The sequence below is a fragment of the Brassicibacter mesophilus genome (genome assembly GCF_050433385.1).
Lineage (GTDB): Bacteria > Bacillota > Clostridia > Tissierellales > Proteiniboraceae > Brassicibacter > Brassicibacter mesophilus.
The window spans coordinates 50,962-68,780 of the sequence record NZ_JBNPXI010000017.1; the positions used below are offsets into that span (position 1 = coordinate 50,962).

Genomic DNA, 17,819 nt, shown 5'->3' on the forward strand with positions numbered 1-17,819 from the left:
ACTCCTTTGCAATTTTGAGTGAAAAAGGTTTTTGTGCACAAAGTATATAAAAGGTAAAAAGGCAATGGATTGTCAACACTTATTTAGACAGTTTTTTTAAGGTTATGTAGTTTACAAATAATCTAACTTTGAGTGGATCCTGATATCATTAAGCCAATTAATATAATCAGATAGCATAATTTCTAGTTGCTCTAGATTCTCAAAATAATATTTACTAGCAAATTCAGTTTTAAATATCCTGAAAGTAGCTTCAGCTACAGCATTGTCATAGAGACATCACTTCATGCTTAAAGAGTGATTGATTTTAAATGCATCTAGGACTTCATCTATTATTTTGTTTTTGAATTCGTTACCACGATCCGTATGAAATAGAGTAATATCATCTAATGGTGAATAAATACATGGTACTTTTCTAATAATATAATTTTCATTTTCTACACCCCCGAGATTCTTAACGGACCCTTGGTGTGTCTTATTAATAACTATTTAGCAAATTTGGTGAAATCGTCAATGTTATTATGCTAGTTAACGCTACAAAGTTTTAGTTAGTAAGATAACAGCTTACAATTTCACCATAATATAGTACATGAAAGTTGTCATTAGCATAGTTTACGTCCTTGATTTCGCTGTCTAGCATTTTCGGATCCATGGCTTGTTTATAAACTATTTTACACTCAAAATGCAATTGGCATTCTCCAATAATAGGTGTATTCACCTTTTTAGCTTCTACAATGGTAAGACCTAACTGTTTAAGCTTATCTACATTTCTTCCTGATTTTGTACCACAATAAGCCAACTCAGATACCATATCACCTTTTAAAGGGACACTCACAGTAAAATCTTTAGACTGATCTATCAAACCATAGGTATATCTTGAATATCGTACTGGAACCATTAAAATAGGTTTGTTCCACATAATCCCAATAGAACCCCAACCAATAGTCATTGTATTCAATTCATTCCCATTTTTCACCGTCAAAAATATACCTTTTTTAAGTTGTTGCAACATTTCTTTTGATAACTCGTTGAATTTAATATCCATCATTTCATCCTCCTCGATAATTTAAATAGGCGTTTGTGAAACGCCAGAACCCATATAAAATTATATACTCTTTAGTCTTTTTTAAAAGTATGGAAAACTTTTTAGTATCTATCACATCTAAAACTTATTCCACTTGTAAGTGGGTGAAGTCAAACTTCCCGCTTGAAATTTAAAAAAGTAGAACACAGGATTAAAGTATCTCCAATTATTTGAGAAAAGCATTGCAGAAATAGTATCTATATAGTGAAAAATAGCAATAGGCTGTCCTTTTAATTCTTTCATAAAAGAAAATATAGTAAATATGCAATACCTGTATAAAATATCCCAAGAATAAGGATAAAAAGTAAGCCTATAAGTGTTGTTTTTGACATATAAGTACTATTGTTAAAGATAATCATTGGTAATAGCGTAACCACAGAAGATATCAGTTGAACTACTGTTGTTTCAAAACCTGATAAGTTTTTGATTCGTGTATTCATTAAAATTACGCTTGAATAAAAATGACCAGCTACTCCTGATATCACAAGAAGCACAATATTTTGTTTTAAGGACTTAATGCAGTACTTCTTTTTCATAAAAAAGTCCGCAATTACTAAGAATAATTTTCCAATACAAGCTCTCAAAAAACTATCTCTATGAGCGTCAAATTAATCCCTTTAACAAAAAACCCTAAGCTTCCGTATATAAACATTACAATGATTACTATAATTTTACATTTCATATTTTATGTTCCTTCTATTAATCTTATGCACTTTCATTTTCCAAGTTGTAAAGAAAATCATTTACAAATAAGATTATATCTATAATTTTATCATCTGTAAAATTGAAAAAAGTGAATATAAATATCATTTTTTGATATAACATCGATATACTATTCATTTAATAGAAGGATTGAATCATAATATGATGGATATCATGGAGATGGCAGGACAGCTTGAAGAAAGAGCCCCATATGAAAAAATAGTGACAACTGAGTTTGCAAAGAAAGCTGTTAAAAATATAAAATAGTATTTCTATAACAAAATACCCAAGTCATATAAAATGACTTGGGTATTTTCATTAAGGTCTAATAAACATCTGTGTCCAATATGCAGTTCCTTTACTATCTTTATAATAACCTACACCAATTTTTGTGAAGTTTTTTGATAATATATTTGCTCTATGTCCTTCAGAATTCATCCAGGCTTTTACAACAGCTTCTGCTGTAGGCTGTCCTTTAGCTATGTTTTCTCCAGCGTAAGAATATTTTATGCCGAATTTTTTCATCATATCAAATGGACTTCCATAAGTTGGGGATGTATGACTAAAGTATCCTTTATCTGCCATATCTTTTGATTTTGTACGTGCAACCTTTGATAATTCTGCGTCAATCTCAAGTGCTTTAAGACCATTCTTTCCTCTTTCAACATTTACTAATCTAACAACTTCTTTCTCGATTGAATTAACATCATCTAAATTAGAACCTTGATTATTGTTACTTGGCTGGTCCGCTGGTTTGTCTGCTGGCTTCTCTACAGGTTTGTCTGCTGGCTTCTCTGCAGGTTTATCAGCTGGTTTCTCTACTGGCTTTTCTGATGGTTTGTTATCAGTATTACCAGTTATAACCTCTCCCTTATTTTCAGGACATGTAGTAGTTGTTATCTTATACTTATTTAAAAGTTCTTGTATGTCAATTTTATATGCCTTGGAAAATTTCCACGTTGTATTTTTGCAGTCTGTATTAACAGTTTTGTACATGCTTGCACCATTTGCTATGTTTATGCTTGATACAACAAATAATGCAGTTAAAATAGATACTACTTTAATCTTTCTAGAATTCTTTTTCATAAGTTAACCTCCTCATAACTTTTTTAATCAAGATGATGTTAAATAAAAGTGATATTGGACTGGCCTTTATGAAAGTATAACATTAACACTATGAACATTGAAGACTTAATATTTACATTTAATAGGGAATAATGGGTAGTACCCATATATATGGTAAAAACTATGTATCGCTACTATTTTATGTTAACGCGCTAAAATAAATAATCCACTACGCTTTTGTAGTGGATTATTTATTTATTTTTTATTCAAATTTTCTTGGTATAAAACCAACTTTTTTATATACTTTTCTTAATGTCTTTCTAGCTACTTTTTCTGCTTTATTTGCTCCCTGCATATATATTTCTTCAAGATAGTCCTTGTTTTTCATCAAATAATCAAATTTATCTCTTATAGGTCTTAACCCTTCTATTACTACATCTGCTACATCTGCTTTAAATTTTCCATAACCTTCTCCCTGATATTTTTGTTCAATTACATCATAACTTTCTCCAGAAAATTTGGAGTAAATAGTAATTAAATTCTTAATTCCTGGCTGTTCATCACTATATTTTACTTGATTCAGTGAATCTGTAACAGAACGTTTAATTTTCCTGCTTATTGTATCTGCATCATCTACTAAAGATATAAAACCATTCAAATCTTCATCTGACTTAGACATCTTACTAATTGGATCTTGAAGACTCATAATCTTAGCCCCGACTTTTGATATTAGTGGCTCAGGTACTACAAAGGTATCACTATATTTGCTATTAAATCTTTGAGCCAAATCTCTAGCAAGCTCTAGATGCTGTTTCTGGTCTTCACCTACTGGAACAAAGTTAGTCTGGTATAACAAAATGTCTGCAGCCATTAATACAGGATAAGTAAATAGTCCAGCGTTTAAATTTGCCTCTCCTTTCTGAGACTTTTCTTTAAACTGAGTCATCCTACTTAACTGTCCCATATATGAAATTGTATTAAGCACCCATGAAAGCTCTGCATGAGCACTAACGTGCGATTGGATAAATACAGTATTTTTTTCAGGGTCAATACCTGAAGCTATATATTTTGCAAGTAATTCTAAGCTTTTTTTTCTTAAACTTGATGGCTCCTGAGGCACTGTAATTGCATGAAGATCAACTATACAATAATAACAGTCATAATCATCTTGCAGGTCCACCCAGTTTTTTATAGCACCTAGATAGTTTCCAATTGTCACTTCCCCTGATGGTTGAACTCCACTAAATATTACCTTTTTATCACTCATTTCCTTTTCCTCCTCATAAAAAACATTTAAAAATAATAAAAAAAACCTTCCATCTCACGAAAGAGACGAAAGGTAGATTCCGCGGTACCACTCTAATTGGTCTAAAGACCCTCTCTATCCAATAACGGTGATAGCCGTCGAGCCATACTAAATTTCAGGCTCAAGCTCATGAGTCCATTCAATATATTCCTAGGTTTCAGGCTCCCACCATTCCTGAATCGCTTTTACCAGAAAATATGCTTACTATTCTCATTCAACGCTTTATTTATACTCTTTATGCTATTATATATTATACACAAATTTGGTAAAAAGTAAATAACAATTACTATTTTGCTATATCTTAATACTTTCTAATCGCCTAATATATCATTTAAAATACTTCCTCCTATACCTCCAAACCCTCGTTTCTCACCTACTTGATGAAACCTAGCAGATGCAAGAATCCTATCTGATAAACGTGATAGTGGCAAGCTTTGCAAATAAACTGTACCTGGTCCAGTAAGCTTAGCTAAAAATAAACCTTCTCCTCCGAATAAAGCATTTTTAAAGCCTCCAACAAATTGGATGTCATAGTCTACGGTTTGGGAAAATCCAACTAAGCACCCAGTATCAACTCTCAAAGTTTCATTAGGACCAAGCTCTTTCTTTACTATAGTTCCACCTGCATGAATAAAAGCTAAACCTCTTCCTTCTAATCTTTGTAGAATAAATCCTTCTCCTCCAAAAAATCCAGCACCAAGCTTTTTTGTGAAAGCAACTTCAATTTCAATCCCTCTGGCTGCACATAAAAAAGCATCCTTTTGGCATAAAAATCTTCCACCAAAATAATCAAGTTCAATAGGTATTATCTTCCCTGGGTAAGGAGCTCCAAAAGCAACATGTCCTTTTCCTCTACCATTATAAAGAAAAGTTGTAATGAAAAAGCTTTCTCCTGTTACCATTCTCTTAAAACCACTGAATATGCCTCCACCTGTAGAAGTTTGCATTTCAATTCCATCTTCCATATACATCATTGTCCCAGCCTCTGCTCTTACTCCTTCACCCGAGTCAAGTTCAATTTCAACTATTTGCATATCATCGCCATGAATTTTATAATCAATTATATCTGACATACTAATCACCCTTTTCAATAATCTTTAGTTTTTATATATTCTATGTATTTGCAAATAATTCCTTTGTATTTTAATAAAAGATTATAATTATATACTTATTTTCATCAAAAATATTAATTCTATGTATCTCTCTAAGTTTTCCATTATTATTATTATTATTTATTTCTTGCCAAACATATTTATAGGCTACTATGTAGAAAATATAACTAAACTATGAAAGGAGAGATGTTTTTATGCCTTGGAAAAAAGGAAAGGTTAGGTTTGATGATGGTTCGACTTATAATGCTGACCTACTAGTTAAAGATGATGGTCAAGTATGGAATATGAAGGTATATAAAGATGGTGGAACAGTTGAAGAAATAGATGCTCAATCTTTTGCAAATAGACTAGGCAAGTCAGCAGATACAGTTTATCCGTTCACATATGAAATAGAAGAATAGTAAAAAGTCTAAACAGATCCTTTACTTAAGGATTTGCTTAGACTTTTTTCACATTTTAGAGAACAAGTACATTAAAGCTCCTATGCCTATCATAGCTATAAGAAAATAAGGAGCTACTAACTCTGTAAATGCAATTGTTAATGCAACTATATCCTTCCAACTTACTTTGTTTTCTTCATTCATAGTGCTTCCCTCCATTATTCTATGAGGTGACATGATACAAAATGATCGTTTCCCATGTTTTTATATTCTGGAGTTTCTTCTTGACATTTCTCTATGGCATAAGGGCATCTAGTATGGAATCTACACCCTGGAGGTGGATTAGCAGGACTTGGTATATCCCCTTTTAATATTATTCTCTTAGTTTTCTTACCAGGGTCTGCAACAGGAATAGCCGAAAGAAGAGCTCTTGTATAAGGATGAAGTGGATTTTCAAATAGTTCATACTTATCAGCTAATTCTACTATTTGTCCTAAATACATCACTCCAACCTTGTCACTAATATATTTTACGACACTTAAGTCATGTGATATGAACAAGTATGTCAGTCCCATCTCTTCTTGTAAGTCCATCATAAGATTAATAATTTGTGATTGTATAGATACGTCAAGTGCAGAAACTGGTTCATCAGCAACAATGAATTGCGGATTTAGGGCTAAGGCTCTAGCTATACATATTCTTTGCCTCTGACCACCACTAAACTCATGAGGATATCTCTTTATATGATAATCACTTAATCCACATCTCCCAATAATACTTACAACTCTTTCAAGTAAGTCTTTACCGCTTGATATTTTATGCTCTCTAAGTGCTTCCCCTACTATCTCTCCTACACTCATTCTAGTGTTTAACGAACTATAAGGATCTTGAAATATTATTTGCATTTTTGTTCTTAGGTTCCTCATCTCCGACTTTGGCAAATCAAAAACACTCATATCATTATATATAACTTCACCATCAGTTGGCTTAAGAAGCCTTAGGAGTGTTCTCCCCGTAGTTGATTTACCGCAGCCTGATTCTCCTACAAGACCCAAAGTTTCTCCCTTATTTATTTCAAAGGATATACCATCAACAGCATACACATAACCAGTAGTTTTCTTAAGCACTCCAGATTTTATTGAAAAATATTTCTTTAAATTTCTAACACTTAGCAACACATTATTTTCAGTCATTATCCTCCACCTCACTTTCACAATGAAGCCAACATCTAACTTTTCTTCCTTCTGAAATCTCTAGTAACTCTGTTTCTTGATTTATACACTTATCAGTAGCGAATTCACATCTTGGATGAAACATACATCCTTTAGGTTTCTTAAGAAGATTAGGCACAACACCAGAGACTACATATAGTCTTTCATCCCTAGTATCTAAATCAGGTTTCGATTTTAAAAGTCCAACTGTATATGGATGCTTTGGACTATTAAATAACTCTTTTACATTTGCCTCCTCTACTACCTTTCCAGCATACATTACTATAACTCTATCAGCTACCTCTGCTATAACACCTAAATCGTGAGTAATAAAAATGATAGCTGTATCAAATTCCTTTTGAAGGTTCAGCATGAGCTCCAATATCTGAGCCTGTATAGTAACATCTAGTGCTGTAGTAGGCTCATCTGCAATTAATAACTTAGGATTACATGCAAGCGCCATAGCTATCATTGCTCTCTGCCTCATCCCTCCACTTAAAGCATGTGGATATTCATCAATAACCTTTTCTGCTCTAGGAATCCCAACCATCTTAAGTAATTCTATACATCTCTGTCTAGATTCCTTCTTTTTTAATCCACTATGCAGCTTCAATACTTCACCTATCTGGTCTCCAATAGTAAATACAGGATTAAGCGACGTCATAGGTTCTTGAAAAATCATAGAAATATCATTTCCTCTTATATTTCTCATTTCCTTTTCACTTAATTCAAGTACTTTTTTATCATTAAAAACTACCTCTCCGTCTTTTATAACACCTGGAGGATTAGGTATTAGCCTTAACACCGACATAGCAGTAACACTTTTCCCACATCCAGATTCACCAACAATTCCAAGTGTCTCTCCTTTTCTTACATAGAAATCAACACCGTCAACAGCTGGTATTTCACCATCTTCGGTATAAAAATAAGTCTTTAAATTTTTAACTTCAAGTAAAATGTCAGACACAACCTTCACCCCCAGTTATCTTTTTAATTTTGGATCAAGAGCATTTCTGAGTCCATCCCCTAATACGTTTAGGCTCATAACAGTAATAAAAATAGCTAATCCAGGTGGTATCCATAACCACCACTGATTTTTTATGACATACAGTTTTTTGGCTGATTCAAGCATATTCCTCCAACTAGGAGTTGGAGGAATAACGCCTAGACCTAAAAAGCTTAATGCTGCTTCAGTTAGTATGGCTGCTGCAATACTTATAGTTGAATATACAATAATTGAAGCCATTGTATTTGGTAAAAGATGCCTAATAATTTTTCTTCTATCACTTAACCCTAATGCCTCTGCCGCTTCCATAAATTCCTGTTCTCGCAGTGAAAGAATCTGTCCTCTAACAATTCTAGCAATACCAGTCCACCCTAATAATCCGATTACAAGCATGACATTATAAATACTCGGCCCCAAAATCGCAACAACAGTAACAGCTATTATCAAGAAAGGAAAGCACATAAATATATCTGTAAACCTCATAATTATGGAATCAATTTTGCCACCATAATATCCAGCTATTCCTCCTAACAATACTCCAATTAATACCTCTATTACTACAGCGACAATACCAACAGATAATGAAATTCTACCTCCATACAACAATCTTGTATAGACATCTCTACCGAGTTCATCAGTACCAAAAACATGTGCTGAATTAGGAGGCTTCTTTGTTGCAGTGAAATCAATATCATCTCTCCCATATGGTGTGAAAAATGGAGCAAATGCAGCTAAAAGTATTAATATTACTAAAATAAATAAAGCAGCAACAGCTAGTTTATTTCTTCTAAACCTCCTCAAAACCAACTTAAATGGGGATATGATCTCTTCGTCTGCTGGATTGGATATATTTATTACAGCAGTATCATTTTTCATATTTCTCCCTCCTTAGTCATATCTAATTCTTGGATCTGCTAATCCATAGAAGATATCTGCCATTAAATTACCTAAAAGTGTAAGAATGGCCAAGAACATATTCACACCCAGCATAAGAGGATAATCTCTATCCATTACAGCCATATAGGCTATTTTCCCCATACCAGGCCAGCCAAAAACTGTTTCTGTAAGCAATGCACTTGAAAATAGTAGTGGTATTTGAAAACCAAGAAGTGTAATAACTGGAATTAGAGCATTTCTTAGTGCGTGCTTATAAATAACTATCTTTTCTCTCAAACCTTTTGCTCTAGCAGTTCTAATATAATCTTGTCTTATAACCTCTAACATACTCGACCTTGTATATCTCATGAAAGAAGCTGCACTTCCAAGTCCAAGAACAACTGCAGGTAATACACTATGCCATAAAATATCCTTCATATTGCTTAATCCAATTAATTTTCCCGGAGTAATCATCCCAGAAATAGGGAAAATCTTAAAATCTATTGCAAACACTTTTATGAGTATTAGCGCAAAGAAAAATGCAGGAATAGATATACCGATTAATGCAAATACAGTAAAGCCATAATCCACTTTTGAATACTGCTTCGTGGCAGAAATAATACCAGCTGGTATTCCTACAACAAGACTTAAGACTAATGCCAGAAGACTTAAATAGAAAGTATTCCACATATGATTTTTTATAACATCTTTTACAGAATCCCCAAATTTATGTGAATATCCTAAATTGCCTTTTAATACCTCAGTTATCCAATTAAAATACTGTTCAGGTAAATTCTTATCTAACCCCATTTTTTCCTCTATTCTCGCTTTTTCTTCTGGTGTCATCTTAGGATCCATAACTTTTGCCATAGGACTTCCAGGTGCTGCATGAACGATCAGAAATAATAGAATTGAAATTCCTATAATTATAGGAATACTTTGTAGAAGCCTTGGAATCAAATATTGTCTCATCTTGTACCCCCCTTTTTTAGTACAATAGCCCGGAATTAACCGGGCTATTAATTTACTTACTAACCTCAACGTGTTCTATATCCCATACCCAATCTGTATAAGGTGCAAGCTTAAGATTTTTAACTCTATTATTTACTCCAAATACTTGTTATCTATACGCAATGAAAAGATAAGGAAGCTCTTCATTAGCTATTTCAGCCCATCTTTGATACATTGCTTTACGTTTTTCAAAGTCTGTTTCAAGGATACCTTGTGCCATAATCTGTTCAGCTTCCTCGTTATAGAAGCCCATACTATTATAACCACCAGGAGAATCTGAAGCCTTATCAAATATTCCTCTTAGATCTGGATCTATTGATAAAGACCAACCCATGTTAAATAAATCAAAATTTCTCTCATCATAAACTTTATCAGAAACAGCGTTAAACTCCATAAGTTCTCCTTCAAGTCTAACCCCTATCTCTTTCCAATTTTCCTTCGCAACAGCTACTAGCTCTTGTGGCCAAGCAACATCATTGTAAGCAGTCCATACAATTTCAAGTTTCTCGCCTTTTTCATTCTCTACCCAGCCGTCATTATCTCTGTCTTCCCATCCAGCTTCTTTAAGCAACTCTTTTGCCTTTTCAGGATCATACTCGTACTTGTTTACCTTTTGTAAGCCCATGAAACAGGTGATACAGCTGTGTTACATGGTTCAGCGTAGCCTTCATAGTGACTGTCAATAAATGCTCGACGGTTTAAGCCATACATCAACGCCTGTCTTACTCTTTTATCCTTGAATTTATCACGTCTTAAGTTAATACCAACGTAAGTGTATCCATTTCCAGTGAATTGCTGTATATCTACAATACCTGTTTCAGTTGCTATTTCAACATCCTCTGGAAGTTGAGTAAGCTGACCAATATCAATGACTCCAGCCTGAAGTTCTGTTGGTATTGTCTCGGCAGGTACTATTTTAACTATTACACCGTCAAGCTTAGGTCTACCTTTAAAATATTCTTCATTTGCTTCAATCTCTAAATATTGTCCTACTACATATCTAACAAATTTAAATGGACCCGAGCCCATAGGATTTTGGTTTAAAGCAATAAAGTCATTAAAATCTTCAAACTGATAATAATGCTTTGGTAAAATTTCGTAAATAAAATCATTAATTATCTTTGGAGCATTAATTTCCTTAGTAGTAAAGCTTATTGTATATTCATCTATTATCTTTATTCCATCAACATGATCAGCTTTTCCATCTCTGAATTCCTGTGCTCCTACAACATCTTGCATTGTACTCCATCTTGGACCATTATAGTCTGGATGAGCTATAGTTTCATATGTGAACTGTACATCTTCTGCTGTTAACTCATGACCATCATGAAATCTAATCCCTTTCTTTAGATAAAATGTATAAATCTTTCCATCTTCTGATATTTCCCATCTTTCAGCAACATCTGCCTTAGGCTCTCCTTCTGGTGTATTATCAACAAGTGCATCAAACATTAGGTCAACAACATATCCATCATAAGTACTATCACTTATGATTGGATTGAATTTACCGTCAAGGCTAGTTTCCCCAAACGTCAAAATGTTTCCTCTTTCTATTGCTGAGTTGTCTGAATTAATGCTATTGTTTGCATTAGTATCAGTTTCTGCGTCTGCATCAGTTCCAGTAATAGTTCGTTGATCTGTATTTGTAGGAGTATTATTTGTACATCCTGCTAAAAATATTGAAAAAATCAAACTTAGAATAATAAATAATGCTAAACTTTTCTTTAACATTGTTCTCCCCCTTTTTTTATAGAAATATTTTGCTAGAGTTTATAACAGTCTTTTTTTCACCTCCTCACTTGAATATTTTCGCATAACTTAGTAATGTTATTAAAATATCATTGTTTGAATTTATGTTTTTTATAATTTACTGAATTATCCGTAAATTATATGGATAAGCATTCCTTTTTTCTTTTTTATTGTATTACAGTACTTACATTGCTGGATTACTATTGAATTATTGTTAAATTATGTTAAGTAAAATTAATATACAATGTATATATTTAAAATATAAGTAATATTTAATCAAATTCAAACAAATAAGTAATTTTGATTTTTATTCATTTTTTCATCATTTTAATTCACTAATTTATACAGTACAATAAAGTACATGCACAAAGTTTTACCCTGCATCTGAAAAATTTTTTCCATTTTATAAAATGTTTAGTATAATAGTCTTAAAAGCAAGTGAGGGATGTATTATGATTGATAAGAATAACCCTGTTCCTCTTTACATACAGATCAAAAACGATTTGTTAAAAAATATAAAAGAAGGCTTATGGGATGTGGATACTCAACTTCCAACTGAAAAAGAACTAATGCAAAAATATGATGTTGGAAGAGCTACAGTAAGAGATGCAATTTCGATTTTGGTTAATGAAGGATACCTTTTTAAGAGAAAAGGAGTAGGAACCTTTGTTGCAAGGAAACAGCCAGCTTTAGGCTTTGAGCCTCTAATTAGTTTAACCTACTCATTGAAAGCTCTCGGAATTGATGTAAATAATACTGTAATTAAAAAAGAAGAGATAAAGCCTAATAAAAAATTACTAGAAAAACTTAGAGGAAATAAAAGCAGCAACTACTATTATTTAAAAAGACTTAGATCTGTTAGCAGTAAACCTATAGCAATAGAGCACTCATATTTTTTAAATGGCTTTAAGTACATTGGTAATAACTTCGACTTAACAAGTTCCTTAGCAAAGATGATTCTGAGGGATTTATCTCTAACGATTAAAAAAATTGATCAGACAATAGTACTACGTGCGCCAACAAAAGCTGAAAGTAAAGAGCTTAAAATAGATAATGGCACTATACTCCTCGACTTAGAGAGATGGATTTATATTGAAGAAGAAGAAAGCCCTTTCTACTATCTTAAGTTCGTTATTCCTAGCGAAATATATACTTACCCTTTTATCAATGTTACAGAGCAATATTGAGATAATATTTTAGTTACCTACTTCATATTTATCAAAACGAAGCTTATTTATTGAGCTTCGTTTTTATTTTGATAAACAAGTAACTTTTTTCGTGTAAAAAAATAATAATAAAATAAAAGAAGGAATTTTCGTAATATTGTGTAATATATTTATATATAGATATCCGGACATCTGTATAAGAGGGGGGTGTATTATTATAAGTAATTTGCTAAAAAACATTCAAAAAAATATTAACAAAAATATCTCTGCTAATATATTCTGCAGAGAGCTGCGAAATTCCATTGTTCTAGAAGGATTAGTAGACAACTGGGATTCTATAATCAAAGCAGGTAAATCGGCAGCAAATAAAGGCTACAAGGGGGTTGTAAATAAACTAGAGGCTAAAGACCTTAAAGTGCCCAGCATTAAATCACCAAATCTACAGGATCATGAAATAGACAATATACATGTTGATGTACTGATAATAGGTGGTGGAGTAATCGGATGTGCAATAGCAAGAGAGCTTTCCAAATGGGATATAGACATATTACTAGTTGAAAAAGAAGATGATTTAGCTGTTCATGCTTCATCTAGAAATGATGGCATGATCCATCCTGGATTAAATCCAAAGCCTGGAACTAAAAAATCATATTACAATATCAGAGGTAATAAGTTATACACTAAAATATCACAAGACCTAGATGTACCATTGAGAAGAGTAGGTTCATACATCCTATTTGATAAAAAGGGCTTGAAATTATTGCTTCCATTTATAAAAATAAGAGCAAATAGAAATGGTGTTGAAGGACTAGAGTATCTCTCTGATAATGAACTAAGAAAAAGAGAGCCTAATATTTCTAAAGATATTGTAGGTGGAATCTTTCTTCCAACCACAGGTGTTCTATCTCCATATAAAATGACGGTTGCTTTTGGTGAAAATGCATTGCTTAATGGCGCTCGAATCTCATTAAACACTCAAGTGCATTCCATGGAAAAGCAAAGTAGCAAAATAGTATCTGTAAAAACCAATAGAGGTATTGTATATCCAAAATTAATAATAAACGCTGCAGGAGTCTATAGCGATAAAATCGCTGAAATGGCAGATGATGAATTTTTTACTATACACCCTAGAAAAGGTCATATACTTTTAATTGATAAAAAGAAAGGACACCTTGTAGATTCAGTTGTTGCAAAGTTTCCTATAAAGAATCGTAATAATAATACAAAAGGTGGAGGTATTGTTAAAACAATTGATAATAATATTCTAATAGGACCTGACGCCATAGAACAGCCTTATAGAGAAAATTACTCAACAAGCAAAGAAAATATTGATGAAATTCTAAATAAACATATGCCTCTTATTGCTTTACTATCTCCTAAAGATGTAATAACTTACTTTGCTGGAATCAGAGCAGCCACATATGAAGAAGATTTCATCATTGAAGAATCAGAATACATAGAAAATCTTATTCATGCAGCAGGTATACAATCGCCAGGATTAGCCTCAGCCCCTGCAATAGCTGAAGATATAGAGAAAATTACTATTAATAAATTAAAAAAGCTAATGAATGTGTTACCTAAAGAAAATTGGAATCCTAAAAGAAAAGGGATACCTAATTTAAGTAAAATGAATGATGATGAGAGAAATCGTTATATTAAAGAAAGACCCGACTATGGAGTTATCATCTGTAGATGTGAAGAAATTAGTAGAGGTGAAATAATTGATGCAATAAAATCACCTTTACCTGCAAATTCTTTAGACGCTATAAAGCGAAGAGTTAGACCAGGTATGGGAAGATGTCAAGGAGGTTTCTGCACACCACTTGTATCTCAGCTTATGGCAGAAGCAACCGACAGCAATATATTATCAGTTACGAAAAAAGGAAACTCTTCTCATATTCTTATAAGCCAAACAAAAAACTCTGCAGAAGAATCTTCAGAAGAAAAGGAGGAATCATATGGAATATTATGATGTAGTTATTCTTGGTGGAGGTCCTGCAGGCTTAGCTGCGTCTTTATCAGCTAAACAGAATAATGCTTCAACATTAATTATTGAACGTGAAAATAGATTAGGAGGAATATTAAAACAATGCATTCATGATGGTTTCGGCTTAATAAGATTTAATGAAAAGCTTTCAGGTCCAGAATATGCAGAAAGATACATTAGGATGGTAAATAAGGCTGAAATACCAGTTAAGCTTTCTACTTTTGTCACAAATGTTGAGGAATTTAAAGATAGTTTTCAGCTAACTATAGTTAACTCCCAAGATGGTATGAATAAGATTGAATCCAAATCAATAATACTTGCTAATGGGTGTAGAGAAAGAACTGCTAAACAAATATTTATCCACGGTACAAGACCTTCCGGTGTTTATTCTGCTGGCACAGCTCAATATTTTGTTAATATTCTTGGTTGTTTGCCATGTAAAAAATGTGTCATTCTCGGTAGTGGGGACATTGGCCTAATTATGGCAAGAAGACTTACTTTAGAAGGTGCTGAAGTAGTTGGTGTCTACGAGGCCAAATCTATTCCATCCGGTTTGACTAGAAATATTGCACAATGCCTTGATGACTATAATATACCTTTATTCTTATCTCATACCATTACTAGGGTAATCGGAGACGACAGAGTTGAAGCTGTTGAAATTGCAAAGGTTGATCTTCATATGAATCCTATTAAAGGAACTGAACAATTAATTGAATGTGATGGTGTAATACTGTCCGTGGGCTTAATACCAGAAAATGAAATTGCAGAATCCTTAAACATTGATATAGACAGCTTGACAAAAGGACCATTTATTGATCAAGATTTTATGACACTTAAGGATAGAGTATTTTCATGTGGAAATGCGTTACATGTAAACGACTTAGTAGACTATGTCTCTGAAAGTGGTAAATATGCAGGTTCAAATGCAGCTTCAGTTAATCATTCAATACCAGCAAGGACATTGATACCAATAGTTAAAGATACACAAGATTTTTTATATGTAGTTCCTCAGTATATCAATATAAATTCAAATAATAAGAGAATAGTTGTTTATTTTAGGTCATCTAATATACGAGATGATATGACAATTAAACTAAAATGTGACGGCACAATAATATTCTCAAAAAGGTATAAAACGCTGAAGCCACCAGAGATGGAAAGAATTGAATTTGATATTTCTAGTGTTTCTTTGAATAAGGAATCTAAATTAAGAATTGTCATGGAGGCGAATAAAAAGTGAAGGAATTAGTGTGTATAGTCTGCCCTAATGGATGTCTTCTAAAGATAGAAAAACACGATAACAATTGGAAAGTTGAAGGAAACCTATGCCCTAAAGGAAAAGATTTTGCCATAGAAGAAATGACTTCAGCAAAAAGAACTATATCTACCACTATAAAAACATCCTACACAAAATTACCCTATCTTCCAGTAAGGACCGACAAAGGTATTCCTAAAAAACTAATCTTCCCTCTTATGAAGCTTATTAATAAAATGATTATAAAAAAACCTGTTCATAGCGGAGATATTATTCTAGAAAATGTTTTTGATACAGGTGTTAACATTATTAGTACTTCAGATATGTATTACATATTAGAGGGGGAATTCAATGAGTGAACCATACGTACTGACTATTGATTGTGGAACTCAAAGCATAAGAGCACTTATATTTGACAAAAGAGGAAATCTAATAATAAAGGAAAAGCTTGATTTCGTTCCATATTTTTCTGTAAAACCTGGATGGGCAGAGCAACATCCTGAACTGTATTGGGATAAGCTTTGTGAAGTTTGTAATAAACTTAAGCAAAAAAATTCTGTAGAATGGTCAAATATAATAGCCGTTACTGTCACCACTCTTAGAGATAGTTGTGTGAATCTTGATAAAGATGGTAATGTTTTGAGACCTATAATCCTATGGCTCGACCAAAGAATGGCGAAATGTGAAAAGCCCTTACCTTTAAAAGACAAAGTTATTTTCAGGGCTGTAAAAATGCAAGAATCAGTAAGGATAGCCCGAAGAAAAACAAAATCTAACTGGATTATTGAAAATGAACCTGATATTTGGAATAAAACATATAAGTATCTTCTACTTTCAGGATATCTTAATTACAAATTGACTAATAACATGGTTGATTCAATTGCATCTCAGATAGGACACATACCTTTTGATTATAAAAACAAAAGATGGCTGTCAAAAAACCACTATAAATGGCCAGTTTTCGGAATAGAAAGAGAAAAGCTTCCAGATCTTATTGAGCCTGGAGAAATAGTTGGAAGAATAACAAAAAATGCTTCAAGCCTAACAGGAATAAAAGAAGGCCTTCCCGTTATAGCTACTGGTTCTGACAAAGGATGTGAAACCTTAGGTACAGGTTGTGTGGATATTGAATGCGGTAGCATCAGTTTTGGTACAACATCTACAATACAAACCACCTCAACAAAATATTTTGAGCCACTACAATTTCTACCAGCCTATCCATCATTAATACCAGGACGCTATAACCCTGAAGTAGAGATCTTTAGGGGATATTGGATGGTAAGTTGGTTTAAAAAAGAGTTTTCACTTAAGGAAATGTTAGAGGCAAAAGAGAAAAAAATTTCACCTGAAGAACTTTTGAATCAAAGGCTTGAAGATATACCACCTGGCTCCCATGGTCTCATATTACAGCCTTATTGGGGGCCAGGACTAAAAAGTCCTGAAGCAAAAGGCTCAATAATTGGATTTGGTGATGTCCATACAAGAGTTCATATATATAGAGCTATCATAGAAGGAATAAACTTTGCACTTATGGATGGTGTTGAGTCTATTGAAAAAAAATCAGGAAAAAGAATCAAGAGAATTACTGTTTCTGGAGGAGGCTCTCAGAGTGATGCAATATGTCAAATAACAGCTGATATGTTCAACAAACCTGTGTGTAGGGCACAAACTTATGAAACATCTGGTCTAGGCTCTTCTATTGCTGGATACGTTGGAGCTGGCGTATATGATTCCTACGAGGAAGCTATCGGACAAATGGTCCATTATGAAAGTATATTTGAGCCAAATGAAGAGATTTCAGAAGTATATGAAAATCTTTACAGAAAAGTTTATAAAAAAATCTATCCAAAGCTAAGAGGATTGTACCAAGAAATCAAAAGTATAACAAACTATCCGGATCATTAATTAAAAG

General features: G+C 33.0%; 18 protein-coding genes, 1 pseudogene and 1 other annotated feature. Of the genes and pseudogenes, 6 read left to right on the plus strand and 13 right to left on the minus strand.

Translation table 11 applies throughout. The annotated features are described in order from the left end of the window. Positions 1 to 111 precede the first annotated feature (111 nt). From HNR33_RS16110 to HNR33_RS16135, 6 genes and pseudogenes are all read right to left on the minus strand, one after another. A pseudogene (locus tag HNR33_RS16110) lies at positions 112 to 258 on the minus strand (IS3 family transposase); the annotation flags it as partial. A gap of 283 nt (positions 259 to 541) precedes the next feature. Further along, on the minus strand, positions 542 to 1,042 hold the full coding sequence (locus tag HNR33_RS16115) for a flavin reductase family protein (RefSeq protein WP_429085178.1): 501 nt from the start codon (positions 1,040 to 1,042) through the stop codon (positions 542 to 544). 278 nt (positions 1,043 to 1,320) lie between these two features. Further along, the gene (locus HNR33_RS16120; RefSeq protein WP_429085180.1) at positions 1,321 to 1,617 is read right to left on the minus strand and encodes a hypothetical protein; all 297 of its coding nucleotides are present in this window, start codon (positions 1,615 to 1,617) and stop codon (positions 1,321 to 1,323) included. A 484-nt stretch (positions 1,618 to 2,101) separates the two neighbouring features. Further along, positions 2,102 to 2,869, minus strand: coding sequence for a CAP domain-containing protein (locus HNR33_RS16125; protein WP_429085181.1), 768 nt, complete (start codon positions 2,867 to 2,869; stop codon positions 2,102 to 2,104). A gap of 241 nt (positions 2,870 to 3,110) precedes the next feature. Beyond that, positions 3,111 to 4,115 carry a tryptophan--tRNA ligase gene (gene trpS, locus HNR33_RS16130; RefSeq protein WP_429085183.1) on the minus strand — a complete coding sequence of 335 codons (1,005 nt, stop codon included), beginning with the start codon at positions 4,113 to 4,115 and terminating at the stop codon, positions 3,111 to 3,113. A 58-nt stretch (positions 4,116 to 4,173) separates the two neighbouring features. After that, positions 4,174 to 4,381 (minus strand) — a binding site (T-box leader). 84 nt (positions 4,382 to 4,465) lie between these two features. Then, entirely contained in the window at positions 4,466 to 5,227 is a 762-nt protein-coding gene (locus tag HNR33_RS16135) for a TIGR00266 family protein (RefSeq protein ID WP_429085184.1), read from the minus strand. Positions 5,228 to 5,460: 233 nt separating this feature from the next. On the opposite strand from HNR33_RS16135, the gene HNR33_RS16140 reads away from it, so the two are divergent. Then, positions 5,461 to 5,667: a hypothetical protein gene (locus HNR33_RS16140; RefSeq protein WP_429085185.1), complete on the plus strand. Its 207-nt coding sequence runs from the start codon at positions 5,461 to 5,463 to the stop codon at positions 5,665 to 5,667. Between the two features lie 48 nt (positions 5,668 to 5,715). On the opposite strand, the gene HNR33_RS16145 is transcribed toward HNR33_RS16140, so the two are convergent. The 7 genes from HNR33_RS16145 to HNR33_RS16175 form a co-directional block, all read right to left on the minus strand. Then, on the minus strand, positions 5,716 to 5,850 hold the full coding sequence (locus HNR33_RS16145; protein WP_429085186.1) for a hypothetical protein: 135 nt from the start codon (positions 5,848 to 5,850) through the stop codon (positions 5,716 to 5,718). 14 nt (positions 5,851 to 5,864) lie between these two features. Then, positions 5,865 to 6,839 carry an ABC transporter ATP-binding protein gene (locus HNR33_RS16150; RefSeq protein ID WP_429085188.1) on the minus strand — a complete coding sequence of 325 codons (975 nt, stop codon included), beginning with the start codon at positions 6,837 to 6,839 and terminating at the stop codon, positions 5,865 to 5,867. Next, entirely contained in the window at positions 6,832 to 7,824 is a 993-nt protein-coding gene (locus HNR33_RS16155; RefSeq protein WP_429085189.1) for an ABC transporter ATP-binding protein, read from the minus strand. The genes HNR33_RS16150 and HNR33_RS16155 overlap by 8 nt, the downstream gene beginning before the upstream one ends. A 15-nt stretch (positions 7,825 to 7,839) precedes the next feature. After that, a complete protein-coding gene (gene opp4C / locus HNR33_RS16160; protein WP_429085191.1) occupies positions 7,840 to 8,739 on the minus strand; it encodes an oligopeptide ABC transporter permease in 900 nt (299 codons plus the stop codon). A gap of 12 nt (positions 8,740 to 8,751) precedes the next feature. Then, positions 8,752 to 9,711 carry an ABC transporter permease gene (locus HNR33_RS16165; RefSeq protein ID WP_429085193.1) on the minus strand — a complete coding sequence of 320 codons (960 nt, stop codon included), beginning with the start codon at positions 9,709 to 9,711 and terminating at the stop codon, positions 8,752 to 8,754. Between the two features lie 148 nt (positions 9,712 to 9,859). Continuing rightward, positions 9,860 to 10,375, minus strand: coding sequence for an ABC transporter substrate-binding protein (locus HNR33_RS16170; protein ID WP_429085194.1), 516 nt, complete (start codon positions 10,373 to 10,375; stop codon positions 9,860 to 9,862). Further along, on the minus strand, positions 10,357 to 11,481 hold the full coding sequence (locus HNR33_RS16175) for an ABC transporter substrate-binding protein (protein ID WP_429085196.1): 1,125 nt from the start codon (positions 11,479 to 11,481) through the stop codon (positions 10,357 to 10,359). The genes HNR33_RS16170 and HNR33_RS16175 overlap by 19 nt, the downstream gene beginning before the upstream one ends. A gap of 470 nt (positions 11,482 to 11,951) precedes the next feature. Between HNR33_RS16175 and HNR33_RS16180 the strand changes: the two genes are divergently transcribed. The 5 genes from HNR33_RS16180 (at position 11,952) to HNR33_RS16200 (ending at position 17,812) form a co-directional block, all read left to right on the plus strand. Further along, on the plus strand, positions 11,952 to 12,686 hold the full coding sequence (locus HNR33_RS16180) for a GntR family transcriptional regulator (RefSeq protein ID WP_429085198.1): 735 nt from the start codon (positions 11,952 to 11,954) through the stop codon (positions 12,684 to 12,686). Positions 12,687 to 12,891: 205 nt separating this feature from the next. After that, entirely contained in the window at positions 12,892 to 14,637 is a 1,746-nt protein-coding gene (locus HNR33_RS16185; RefSeq protein WP_429085199.1) for an NAD(P)/FAD-dependent oxidoreductase, read from the plus strand. Beyond that, positions 14,624 to 15,892: an NAD(P)/FAD-dependent oxidoreductase gene (locus tag HNR33_RS16190; RefSeq protein ID WP_429085201.1), complete on the plus strand. Its 1,269-nt coding sequence runs from the start codon at positions 14,624 to 14,626 to the stop codon at positions 15,890 to 15,892. Before HNR33_RS16185 ends, HNR33_RS16190 begins: the two co-directional genes overlap by 14 nt. After that, positions 15,889 to 16,266, plus strand: a complete 378-nt coding sequence (locus tag HNR33_RS16195; protein WP_429085202.1) for a DUF1667 domain-containing protein — start codon at positions 15,889 to 15,891, stop codon at positions 16,264 to 16,266. Before HNR33_RS16190 ends, HNR33_RS16195 begins: the two co-directional genes overlap by 4 nt. After that, positions 16,259 to 17,812: an FGGY-family carbohydrate kinase gene (locus HNR33_RS16200; RefSeq protein ID WP_429085204.1), complete on the plus strand. Its 1,554-nt coding sequence runs from the start codon at positions 16,259 to 16,261 to the stop codon at positions 17,810 to 17,812. Before HNR33_RS16195 ends, HNR33_RS16200 begins: the two co-directional genes overlap by 8 nt. The last annotated feature ends 7 nt before the right edge of the window (positions 17,813 to 17,819 follow it).

Coding starts and splice junctions, on each gene's coding strand:
- opp4C (WP_429085191.1), bottom strand. CDS start 8,739: ATGAAAAATGATACTGCTGTAATAAATATATCCAATCCAGCAGACGAA.
- HNR33_RS16200 (WP_429085204.1), top strand. CDS start 16,259: ATGAGTGAACCATACGTACTGACTATTGATTGTGGAACTCAAAGCATA.
- HNR33_RS16145 (WP_429085186.1), bottom strand. CDS start 5,850: ATGAATGAAGAAAACAAAGTAAGTTGGAAGGATATAGTTGCATTAACA.
- HNR33_RS16165 (WP_429085193.1), bottom strand. CDS start 9,711: ATGAGACAATATTTGATTCCAAGGCTTCTACAAAGTATTCCTATAATT.
- HNR33_RS16140 (WP_429085185.1), top strand. CDS start 5,461: ATGCCTTGGAAAAAAGGAAAGGTTAGGTTTGATGATGGTTCGACTTAT.
- HNR33_RS16150 (WP_429085188.1), bottom strand. CDS start 6,839: ATGACTGAAAATAATGTGTTGCTAAGTGTTAGAAATTTAAAGAAATAT.
- HNR33_RS16190 (WP_429085201.1), top strand. CDS start 14,624: ATGGAATATTATGATGTAGTTATTCTTGGTGGAGGTCCTGCAGGCTTA.
- HNR33_RS16115 (WP_429085178.1), bottom strand. CDS start 1,042: ATGGATATTAAATTCAACGAGTTATCAAAAGAAATGTTGCAACAACTT.
- HNR33_RS16135 (WP_429085184.1), bottom strand. CDS start 5,227: ATGTCAGATATAATTGATTATAAAATTCATGGCGATGATATGCAAATA.
- trpS (WP_429085183.1), bottom strand. CDS start 4,115: ATGAGTGATAAAAAGGTAATATTTAGTGGAGTTCAACCATCAGGGGAA.
- HNR33_RS16120 (WP_429085180.1), bottom strand. CDS start 1,617: ATGAAAAAGAAGTACTGCATTAAGTCCTTAAAACAAAATATTGTGCTT.
- HNR33_RS16175 (WP_429085196.1), bottom strand. CDS start 11,481: ATGTTAAAGAAAAGTTTAGCATTATTTATTATTCTAAGTTTGATTTTT.
- HNR33_RS16180 (WP_429085198.1), top strand. CDS start 11,952: ATGATTGATAAGAATAACCCTGTTCCTCTTTACATACAGATCAAAAAC.
- HNR33_RS16125 (WP_429085181.1), bottom strand. CDS start 2,869: ATGAAAAAGAATTCTAGAAAGATTAAAGTAGTATCTATTTTAACTGCA.
- HNR33_RS16170 (WP_429085194.1), bottom strand. CDS start 10,375: ATGGGCTTACAAAAGGTAAACAAGTACGAGTATGATCCTGAAAAGGCA.